Below are 9,335 nucleotides of genomic sequence, written 5' to 3' on the forward strand. Positions count from 1 at the left end.
TCCAGCCCTGGCTGGAAAGAGATGTTCCAGTTCCAGAAGAAGCTCATCGACTTCTACGGCGGGCACGAGAAGGTCGAGAAGTTCAAGGCCGGTCTGGGTGACGAGTACTCGAAGGACAACGGTTTCCAGACCGGCAAGCTGTCGATGATCTACGACGGCGAGTTCCGCACCGCGTTCATCAAGGACCAGGTGCCCTCGCTCGACTACGGCACCGCCCCCGCTCCGGTGCTCGACAGCCTGGCCGGGCAGTACGGCGGCGGGTTCGGCACCGGCACGATCATCGCGATCCCGAAGGGCGCGAAGAACCCCGGCGCGGCGTGGGAGCTGATCAAGCAGGCCTCGCTCGACACCGACACCCTCGTCGAGATGGCCAACGGCCTGAACAACGTGCCCAGCACCAAGGATTCGCTGAACTCGCCGAACCTGAAGATGCCGCCGCAGTTCAAGACCTTCACCGACATCTACAACAGCGGCAAGCTGGTCGCCAACCCGACCACGCCGATCGGCGACGCGTTCCTCAAGGCGGTCAACGACTTCGCTGAGAAGTGGCAGGCCGGGTCGGTGCCTGATCTGGACGCGGGCCTGAAGAAGGTCGACGCGCAGATCAACGACGAACTGGCGCAGAAGGGCGCCGGCGGATGACCACGCTGACCGCAGCGGAAACCGGAACCCCTTCCGCGCCGAACCAGGCGCGGAAGGGGTCTCCCCGGGCCAAGCGCAGGCGCACGGTTTTCTGGTTCATGGCGCCGGCGACTCTCGGGTTCCTCGTCTTCTTCGCCTACCCGCTCGGCGCGACGCTGTTCTACTCGTTCACCCGCTACGACCTGATCAACCCTCCACAGTGGATTGGGTTTGACAACTACGTGCGCATGTTCACCAGCGAGCCGCTGGTGAAAACCGCCGCGTACAACACGTTGTGGCTGGTGATCATCCTGACCGTTTGCCGGGTGCTGTTCTCGCTCGGCGTGGCGTCGGTGATCTCGCGGCTGAAGTCGGGCGTCGGCATCGTCCGCACGCTCTGCTACCTGCCCGCGCTCGCCCCGCCTGCGGCCGCGACCCTCGCGTTCGTCTTCGTGTTCAACCCGGAATTCGGCCCGGTGAACCGGTTCCTGCGGCTGGTGGGCATTGACGGCGGATTGTGGTTCAACAGCCCGGAAATGTCGAAGCCCGCGCTGACCCTGCTCGCGCTGTGGGGTTCGGGCGAGCTGATGATCATCATCCTGGCCGCGTTGCTGGACGTTCCGCAGGAGCAGTACGAGGCCGCGGAACTCGACGGGGCCGGTCCGGTGCGCCGGTTCTGGCACGTGACGCTGCCGTCGATCTCGCCGGTGCTGCTGTTCGGCGTGGTCAACTCGATGATCTACGCATTGCAGTTCTTCACCCAAGCGATCGTCGCCGCGTCCGCTTCCGCGGGCACCGCGGACGTCGCGGGGAACTCGAAACTGATCGGTGCGCCGGAGAACTCGACGCTGACCTATCCGATCTGGTTGTACGTACAGGGTTTCCGGTACTTCAACATGGGTTACGCGGCCGCGATGGCAGTGCTGCTGTTCCTGGTGTCGGCCGGGTTCACCTGGATTTTGGTGCGGCAGATGCGGAAGAACCAGCATCAGGAGGAGGGCGCATGACCACGATTTCAGCCCCCGCGCCCCCGGCTCCTCCGGTGCATCCGCGGGAGAAGTTCAAGCGGCGCTGGGACAAAAAACTGTCCTTTGTGGCCACACACGCGGTCGGCATCGCACTCGGCGTGATCTTCATGCTGCCGCTGCTGTTCGTTTTCCTCACCTCGGTGATGAAGAGCGACCAGGCGATGACGTCCAGCCTGTGGCCGGCCGAATGGCATTTCGAGAACTTCATCGAAGTGTTCAAGAAGGCTCCGCTGCTGGAGTACTTCGGCAACAGCCTGCTGTACTCGGCGCTGGCGACGATCGGTGCGCTGGTCTCGGCGATCCCGGCGGCGTACGGGCTGGNGGGCTGGCGAAACTGCGGTGGCGCGGGCAGAACCTGTGCTTCATGCTCGTGGTCGTCGCGATGATGCTGCCGCCGCAGGTCACCGTCGTTCCACTGTACGATCTGTGGGTGCGGCTCGGGTTCACCGGCACGCTGGTGCCGCTCATCGTGCCGTACTTCTTCTTCGACGCCTTCTCGATCTTCCTGCTGCGGCAGTTCTTCCTCACCATTCCGAAGGACTATCTCGAAGCGGCGAAGATCGACGGCTGCAACGAGTTCCGGGTGCTCACGCGGGTGCTGATCCCGATGGCGAAGCCGGGGATCGCGGCCACCGCGATGTTCTGCTTCCTGTTCACCTGGAACGACTATTTCGGCCCGCTGCTCTACACGGGCGAGAACAAAGACAACTGGCCGCTTTCACTGGCGATCGCGTCCTTCCGAGGCATGCACCACGTCGAATGGAACCTCACGATGGCCGCCACCGCGCTGATCATGCTGCCGGTGATCGTGCTGTTCGTGTTCGCGCAGAAGTCGTTCGTCAAGGGCATCACGTTCACGGGAGTCAAGGGATGAAACTGGCAGTGGTCGGCGGTGGGTCCACCTACACGCCGGAGCTGATCGACGGCATCGCCGGACGGCGGGCCTCGCTCGACGTCGACGAGATCGTGCTGATCGACCCGGATGCCTACCGGGTCGGAGCGGTCGGCGATTTCAGTCAGCGGCTGCTGAACCACGCGGGGCATCCGGCCCGCGTGCGCACGACGGCGAGTCTGGAGGAAGGCGTCGACGGCGCGTCGGCGGTCCTCATTCAGCTGCGGGTCGGCGGTCAGAAGGCGCGCGCGTCGGACGAGACGTTCCCGCACCTGTGCGGCTGCGTCGGCCAGGAGACGACCGGCGCGGGCGGTTTGGCGAAGGCGCTGCGCACGGTGCCGGTGGTGCTCGACATCGCCGAACGCGTGCGCAAGGTCGCCGGTGACGACACCTGGATCGTCAACTTCACCAACCCGGTCGGCATCGTCACCCGCGCGCTGTTGCAGGAGGGGCACCGTGCGGTCGGCCTGTGCAACGTCGCGATCAACCTGCAGCGCAAGTTCGCGAAGCTGCTCGGCGCTTCGACCGGCGACGTCAAGTTGATCCACACTGGACTGAACCACCTGAGCTGGGAACGCGGCGTCCTGGTCGAGGGCGTCGACCGGCTGCCGGAGCTGCTTGCCCAGCACGCGGAATACCTCGGCGCGGAGGTCAGCGTTCCGGTTGAGTGGATGCAGCGGATGCGGGCCGTGCCGTCGTACTACCTCAAGTACTACTACTCGCACGACGCTCAGGTCGCCAAGCAGCAGACCGAGCGCCCGCGTGCCGAGGTGGTCAGCGACGTCGAGGAAGAACTGCTGAAGATCTACCTCGACCCGGAGCAGGTCACGAAGCCGGAATCGCTGGAGAAGCGCGGCGGCGCGTACTACTCGGAGGCGGCGGTGCAGCTCGTGCACGCGCTCACTTCCGGCGGCGGCGCCGAGGAGCACGTGGTGAACGTCGGCAACAACGGCACGTTCGATTTCCTGCCGGACGACGCGGTGATCGAGGTTTCCTCCACTGTGGATTCCGCGGACGCGAACCCGATTCCGCAGTCTCCGGTGGACCCGCGATTCGCCGGACTGATCGCCGGGGTCACGGCTTACGAGTACCTGGCTCTGGACGCCGCGATCAAGGGCGGCCGGGATCGGGTCGCGGATGCCCTGCTCGCGCACCCGCTGGTCGGCCAGTACACCAAGGCGGACCAGCTCGCGGACGAACTCGTCGCACGCAACCGGGACTTCCTGCCCTGGGCGCGGGCATGAGCGACACCGTCGTCGCGATCGACGGGGGGAACAGCAAGACCGAGGTGCTGGTCGTTTCGCGGGACGGCGTCGTGCTCGGCGCTTCCCGCGGCCCCGGTGTTTCTCCCCAGCGGGTCGGGGTCGACGGATGCGTTGCCGCGTTGGAAGAATTCGTCCAGAAAGCACTGCACGCTGCTGGGCTGCCTGCGGATCCGCCGTTCGCCGTGCACACCTCGGCCTACCTGGCCGGCCTGGACTTCCCCCGCGAAGAAACGGCGCTGCACAAGGCTTTGTCCGCACGCGGCTGGAGTTCCACTGTGGACGTCGGCAATGACGTTCTCGCGTTGCTGCGGGCCGGAAGTTCCGACGGCACCGGGGTAGCGGTGGTGTGTGGCGCGGGCATCAACGGCGCCGGCTTCGCCCCGGACGGCCGGTCTTACCGTTTCCCCGCGCTGGGCAAGGTGTCGGGCGACTGGGGCGGCGGGTACCGGCTGGGCGAGGAAGCGCTGTGGTGGGCCGTCCGCGCTGAGGACGGCCGCGGTCCGCGGACCGCGCTGGAATCGGCGGTCGCGGAGTACTTCGGTGCCGCGACGCTGCTGGATGTCGTGCAGGGCCTGCACTTCGAGGAGATCGACGCCGCCTCGATCCATGGTCTCTGCCCGCTGTTGTTCGAGGTGGCCGCGGCAGGCGACGAGGTCGCACAGGAAGTGGTGACGCGGTTCGCCGAGGAAGTGAGCCTGCTGGTGGCCGCGATCATGCGCCGGTTGGACCTCACGACCTCGGCTCCCGAGGTCATTCTCGGCGGCGGCGTGCTGACCGGGGTAGGCGCTTCCGTGATCGCGGACATCGAACGGCGGTGCCTGAAAGTCGCGCCGCGGGCGCAGGTGCGCGTGGTGGAGGTGAACCCGGTTGTCGGAGCCGCACTGTTCGGTTTGGACAAACTCGGGGCTTCTGACTCCGCGAAAGCCGCGCTGACGGCCGCGACGCAACGCGCGTGAATGTGGGGTGGCTGCTCGAAAGCAGCCACCCCGCCCCCGCGTCAGGCCGTGAGGTTCTTGCCCGTCTCCAAAACGGACTTGAGGTCGGACAGGACCCAAGCCCAGCCGCCGCCCGCGTTCTCGCCCGGGCCGGCGTTGATGTCCTCGTGCACGCCGGACACGAGCGCCGCGTGGTTCGGCGCGCCGGTGACGTCGTGGGTGACCGTGAGCCGGGTGCCCGCGGTCTGCGTTTCCTCGATGTCGTAAGTGAGCGTGGTGTACGGCTCGGCGACGAGGCTCGGGTCCATCTGCAGTTTCCAGGTGATCACCAGCTTGCGCGGCGGATCGGCCTCAAGTACCTCGCCGTCGAGGAGGTCGCTGGTGAAACCGGAGTCGATGAACTCCTGGGTCGGCTTGGTGCGGTGCTTGCCGCCGCGCTTGAGGTCGAAGTCGGCAAGGCCGGTGTAGCCGTACTTCGCCGTCCACTCCGGCTTGGTGATGGCGTCCCACACCGCCTGCGGGGTGGCCTTGATGTAGACGCGGTTGACCTGCACGGTCGTGGTGTCGCTCATGTTCCGGGCTCCTTCTGCGATTCTTCGGCTTCGAGCTGGGCCTTGAGGTCCAGCAGCGCCGAGGTGTGGTGTGCGGTGTACTTGTCGATCCAGCGGTCGTGGATCCGGCGGATCGGGACCGGGTTCAGGAAGTGCCGTTTCTCCCGCCCCTCCCTGCGCGAGACGACCAGCTCGGCCTCCGCGAGCAGCTTGAGGTGCTTCATCACCCCGAACCGGGTCATGTCCACTTCGGACTCCAGCTCGGTGAGCGTGCGGCCGTCGCGCTCGTAGAGCAGGTCGAGCAGGAACCGGCGGGTCGGATCCGCCAGCGCCTTGAAAACCAGGTCCTCGTCGGGCACGCACCGAGAATAGGTGACCAAAAGGTCACATGTCAACCGAAGAGAACGGCCGCCGGGCTCGAAACCCGGCGGCCGTCGAAGGGTTCGGCGCTAAAGCAGTGCGCCCAGCGGCAGGATCAGCGCGATCGCCACCACCGAGATCACCGTTTCCATCACCGACCAGCTCTTCAACGTCTGGCCGACCGACATCCCGAAGTACTCCTTGACCAGCCAGAACCCGGCGTCGTTCAGGTGCGAGAAGAAGAGCGATCCGGCACCGATGGCCAGCACCAGCAGGGCGTTGTGCGTCGGGTCCAGCGTCGCGGCCAGCGGGGCGACGATGCCCGCCGCGGAGACCGTCGCGACGGTTGCCGAGCCCGTCGCCAGGCGGATCGCCACCGCGACCAGCCAGCCGAGCAGCAGCGGGGAGAGGTGCGCGCCCTGGGAGAGGCTGGTGATCACGTCGCCGACCCCGGCGTCGACCAGGGTCTGCTTGAATCCGCCGCCCGCGGCCACGATCAGCACGATCCCGGCGATCGGGCCGAGGGAATCGCCGATGATCGACGAGAGGCGTTCCCGGTTCAGCCGCGCCGGGCGGCCCAGCACGACCATGCCGACCAGGACCGCCAGCAGCAGTGCGACGAGCGGGTCGCCGATGAAGTCCAGGATGCGGCGGGCCGGGTTTCCCTTGTCCGCCAAGATGTCCGCGAGTGCCTTGGCCAGCATCAGAACGACCGGCAGCAGCACCGTGGACAGCGTCGCGAAGAAGCTCGGGCGGTGCTTTTCGTCGGTGCCCTCGGACTCCGGGACCAGCCGGGCGGGCGGCGCGGCGTCCGGCACCATCTTCGCGGCGAGGCGGCCGAACAACGGACCGGCGATGATCACCGTGGGAAGGCCGACCAGCAGGCCAAGCCCCAGGGTGAGGCCGACGTTGGCGTTCAGCGAACCGGCGGCGGCCAGCGGGCCGGGGTGCGGCGGGATCAGGCCGTGCAGCACCGACAGCCCGGCCAGTGCCGGAATTCCCAGCAGCAGCACCGGTTTACCGCTGCGCTTCGCGACCAGCAGCACCACCGGGATCAGCATGACGAGGCCGATTTCGAAGAACATCGGCAACCCGATCAGCGCGGCGACCAGCGCCATCGCCCACGGCAGCCCGGGGCCGCGGACCCGGCCGAGCACGGTGTCGACGATCCGGTCCGCGCCGCCGGAATCGGCGAGCAGTTTGCCCAGCATCGCCCCGAACGCGATCAGCACGCCGACGGACGCGACGGTGCTGCCGACGCCGTTGGTGAAGCTCTTCAGCAGCTTGTCCACCGGCGTCCCGGCGACCAGGCCGAGCACGCCGGAACCCAGCGTGAGCGCGAGCAGCGGATGCAGTTTGACCTTGCTGATCAGCACCACGATCACGGCGATGGCGAGCACCGTGGCGAGGATCAGGCGGGTGTCGTGGCCGGTCCAGCCGGCGGCGAGGGTGCTCATGCGCGCTCCCGGAACGCGGTCAGCGCCGACTCGACGAGTTCGGCGGGGGAGAGACTGGTGTCGAAGGTCGCCCCCGGCTCGTCCGGCTCAAGCGGTTCGAGGTCGGCGAGCTGGGAATCGAGCAGCGAGACCGGCATGAAGTGGCCGCTGCGGGTCTTCATCCGCTCGGCGAGCAGGTCGCGCGAGCCGTGCAGGTGCAGGAACCACACGTCTCCGCCGCCGCGCAGCACGTCGCGGTAGCGCCGCTTCAAGGCGGACGAGCTGACGACCGCGCCGTTTTCGTGGTGCTTCCCGATCCACTCCGCGATCGCGGCCAGCCACGGTGCCCGGTCCTCGTCGTTCAGCGGGTGCCCGGCGGTCATTTTTTCGATGTTCGCCTGCGGGTGGAAGGTGTCTGCTTCGGCGTACACGGTTCCGAGTTCCTTCGCGAGCGCCGTGCCGACTGTCGTCTTGCCCGAGCCCGATACGCCCATCACCACGATGACCGTCATGCGCACCTCCCACGTCTTTGTGCCCTGGAGAGTCAAACTCAAAAGTACTACTTAATCAAGAAGAAGTAGTACTTAATCGAGTCAGCGCGCTACGTTAACCCGGTGGGGAACGATCGGCACGAGGACATGCTCGACGAACTCGGCGCGGCCATCGCGAGCGGTGAGCTGGCACCGGGCGCGGTGTTGCGGTCGGAGGAGCTGCAGGAGCGGTACGGGGCTTCGCGGACGGTGGCCCGCGAGGTGGTCCGGGTCCTTGAGACGATGGGGTTGACCAGCAGCCGCCGCCGCGTCGGGGTCACCGTCCGCGAGCCGGCCGAGTGGAACCACTATGACCCGAGGCTGATCCGCTGGCAGCTCGACGGTGCCGACCGGCCGACCGCGCTGCGCACGCTGACCGAGCTGCGTTCGGCCGTCGAACCGTGCGCCGCCCGGTTCGCCGCGCTCCGGGCGACCCCGGAGGAACGCGGACGGCTGCGCGCGCTGGCGGTGCATCTCCAGCGCACGGCGCGCGCCCGCGACCTGGATGCCTTCCTCGGCCACGACGTCGCATTCCACGATCTGCTGCTGTCCGCGTCGCGGAATCCGATGTTCGCGCAGCTGTCCTCAGCGGTCGCCGAAGTACTCGCCGGTCGCACCGGACACGGCCTGATGCCGGACGAACCGCAGCCCGAGGCGGTCGCGCTGCACGTCGAGGTCGCCGAAGCGGTCGACCTCGCCGACGCGGCTCGCGCCGAACGCGCGATGCGCGACATCGTGGACCAGGCACGCGAGGAAATCGCCGCCGCGGTGTCGAGTAATCTCGGCGGCTGAATCGTCCACGTTCGGGGGGCTACAGGTGAGCGCGGCGCGCGCGATCGGCTTGATTCTCGGTTTGGCCGCCGACGGAGCACTCGGCGACCCGCGGCGACGTCCGCCGGTCGCCGCCTTCGGTCAGGTGGTCGCCGCCACGGGTTCGCGACGCGCGGCAGGCTTGGGAATCGCCTGCGCGGCAGTCGCGGCCGGAGTGCTGGTCGAGCGCACCGGCCGCCGCAGCCCGGTGCTGCAAGCCACGACGACGGCAGTGGCGACCTGGGCGGTCGTCGGCGCGGCCGGGCTGGCTACCCAGGGGACGGAGCTGGCTCGCGATCTCGAAGAAGGCCGTCTCGAACCCGCACGCGACACACTGTCCGAACTGGACCCGCGCGTCACCGGCGGGCTGAGCACGATCGGGCTTTCCCGTGCTTCGGTGGAAACTCTGGCTGAGAACACGTCCGAAGTGGTCGTGACCCCGCTGCTGTGGGGCGCGGTCGCGGGCGTGCCCGGGCTGCTCGCGGCGCGGACCGTCGGGCTGCTGCGCCGGTTGCTTCCCGGGCACTGGGTTATTGACCGGCTTGACGAACTTGTGCACCTCTTGCCGACTCGGGCCGCCGCCGCGCTGACTGTCTTGGGTGCGCCGGTGGTCGGCGGTTCGGCCGGTGGTGCGTGGCGCGCTTGGCGGCGGGACACGATCGCGCATCCGAGCCCGAATGCGGGTCGGGTCGAGGCGGCTTTCGCTGGGGCGCTGGAGATTCGCGTCGGCGGGCGGACTGAGTATCCGCAGGGTGTGGTGGAGTTGCCGGTGCTCGGGGTTGGCCGGAATCCGGACGCCGGGCACGTGACGCGCGCGGTGGAGTTGTCCCGGGTGGTGGGGTGGCTGGCTGCGGGGACGTCGGTACTCGTGGCCGCGGTGGCGAGCGGGGTGCGCCGGGAAAGGTCG

The 9,335-nt window shown here is 67.9% G+C and carries 10 protein-coding genes and 1 pseudogene; 7 read left to right on the forward strand and 4 right to left on the reverse strand.

Annotated elements, in window-relative coordinates; translation table 11 throughout:
• The 5 genes and pseudogenes from A4R44_RS50740 to A4R44_RS25920 form a co-directional block, all read left to right on the forward strand.
• Positions 1 to 642, forward strand: a 642-nt coding sequence (locus A4R44_RS50740) for an extracellular solute-binding protein (protein ID WP_232791778.1), incomplete at its 5' end; no start/stop codon positions are given.
• The gene (locus tag A4R44_RS25905; RefSeq protein WP_067585961.1) at positions 639 to 1,628 is read left to right on the forward strand and encodes a carbohydrate ABC transporter permease; all 990 of its coding nucleotides are present in this window, start codon (positions 639 to 641) and stop codon (positions 1,626 to 1,628) included. The genes A4R44_RS50740 and A4R44_RS25905, both read left to right, overlap by 4 nt.
• Positions 1,625 to 2,523 (forward strand): annotated as a pseudogene (locus A4R44_RS25910) (carbohydrate ABC transporter permease). Before A4R44_RS25905 ends, A4R44_RS25910 begins: the two are co-directional and overlap by 4 nt.
• Positions 2,520 to 3,785, forward strand: a complete 1,266-nt coding sequence (locus A4R44_RS25915) for a 6-phospho-beta-glucosidase (protein ID WP_067585964.1) — start codon at positions 2,520 to 2,522, stop codon at positions 3,783 to 3,785. The pseudogene A4R44_RS25910 and the gene A4R44_RS25915 overlap by 4 nt, the downstream one beginning before the upstream one ends.
• On the forward strand, positions 3,782 to 4,762 hold the full coding sequence (locus tag A4R44_RS25920; protein ID WP_067585967.1) for an N-acetylglucosamine kinase: 981 nt from the start codon (positions 3,782 to 3,784) through the stop codon (positions 4,760 to 4,762). Before A4R44_RS25915 ends, A4R44_RS25920 begins: the two co-directional genes overlap by 4 nt.
• Positions 4,763 to 4,803: 41 nt before the next feature.
• On the opposite strand, the gene A4R44_RS25925 is transcribed toward A4R44_RS25920, so the two are convergent.
• From A4R44_RS25925 to A4R44_RS25940, 4 genes are all read right to left on the reverse strand, one after another.
• Positions 4,804 to 5,313, reverse strand: coding sequence for an SRPBCC domain-containing protein (locus A4R44_RS25925; RefSeq protein WP_067585970.1), 510 nt, complete (start codon positions 5,311 to 5,313; stop codon positions 4,804 to 4,806).
• A complete protein-coding gene (locus A4R44_RS25930) occupies positions 5,310 to 5,651 on the reverse strand; it encodes a helix-turn-helix transcriptional regulator (protein WP_067585973.1) in 342 nt (113 codons plus the stop codon). The genes A4R44_RS25925 and A4R44_RS25930 overlap by 4 nt, the downstream gene beginning before the upstream one ends.
• Before the next feature lie 90 nt (positions 5,652 to 5,741).
• Positions 5,742 to 7,109 carry a gluconate:H+ symporter gene (locus A4R44_RS25935; RefSeq protein WP_067585976.1) on the reverse strand — a complete coding sequence of 456 codons (1,368 nt, stop codon included), beginning with the start codon at positions 7,107 to 7,109 and terminating at the stop codon, positions 5,742 to 5,744.
• Complete coding sequence (locus tag A4R44_RS25940; protein ID WP_067585979.1) at positions 7,106 to 7,600, reverse strand: gluconokinase; 495 nt, start codon at positions 7,598 to 7,600, stop codon at positions 7,106 to 7,108. Before A4R44_RS25940 ends, A4R44_RS25935 begins: the two co-directional genes overlap by 4 nt.
• 126 nt (positions 7,601 to 7,726) lie before the next feature.
• Here A4R44_RS25940 and A4R44_RS25945 point away from each other — a divergent pair, with 126 nt between their 5' ends.
• Together A4R44_RS25945 and A4R44_RS25950 are read left to right on the forward strand one after the other, a co-directional pair.
• Complete coding sequence (locus A4R44_RS25945; RefSeq protein ID WP_067586139.1) at positions 7,727 to 8,410, forward strand: FadR/GntR family transcriptional regulator; 684 nt, start codon at positions 7,727 to 7,729, stop codon at positions 8,408 to 8,410.
• Positions 8,411 to 8,435: 25 nt separating this feature from the next.
• The coding region (locus tag A4R44_RS25950; protein WP_067585982.1) for a cobalamin biosynthesis protein at positions 8,436 to 9,335 on the forward strand (900 nt) is incomplete at its 3' end.

It is taken from the genome of Amycolatopsis sp. M39, from assembly GCF_001651785.1.
Classification (GTDB): Bacteria; Actinomycetota; Actinomycetes; order Mycobacteriales; family Pseudonocardiaceae; genus Amycolatopsis; species Amycolatopsis rubida.

Coding starts and splice junctions, on each gene's coding strand:
- A4R44_RS25905 (WP_067585961.1), top strand. CDS start 639: ATGACCACGCTGACCGCAGCGGAAACCGGAACCCCTTCCGCGCCGAAC.
- A4R44_RS25915 (WP_067585964.1), top strand. CDS start 2,520: ATGAAACTGGCAGTGGTCGGCGGTGGGTCCACCTACACGCCGGAGCTG.
- A4R44_RS25920 (WP_067585967.1), top strand. CDS start 3,782: ATGAGCGACACCGTCGTCGCGATCGACGGGGGGAACAGCAAGACCGAG.
- A4R44_RS25925 (WP_067585970.1), bottom strand. CDS start 5,313: ATGAGCGACACCACGACCGTGCAGGTCAACCGCGTCTACATCAAGGCC.
- A4R44_RS25935 (WP_067585976.1), bottom strand. CDS start 7,109: ATGAGCACCCTCGCCGCCGGCTGGACCGGCCACGACACCCGCCTGATC.
- A4R44_RS25940 (WP_067585979.1), bottom strand. CDS start 7,600: ATGACGGTCATCGTGGTGATGGGCGTATCGGGCTCGGGCAAGACGACA.
- A4R44_RS25945 (WP_067586139.1), top strand. CDS start 7,727: ATGCTCGACGAACTCGGCGCGGCCATCGCGAGCGGTGAGCTGGCACCG.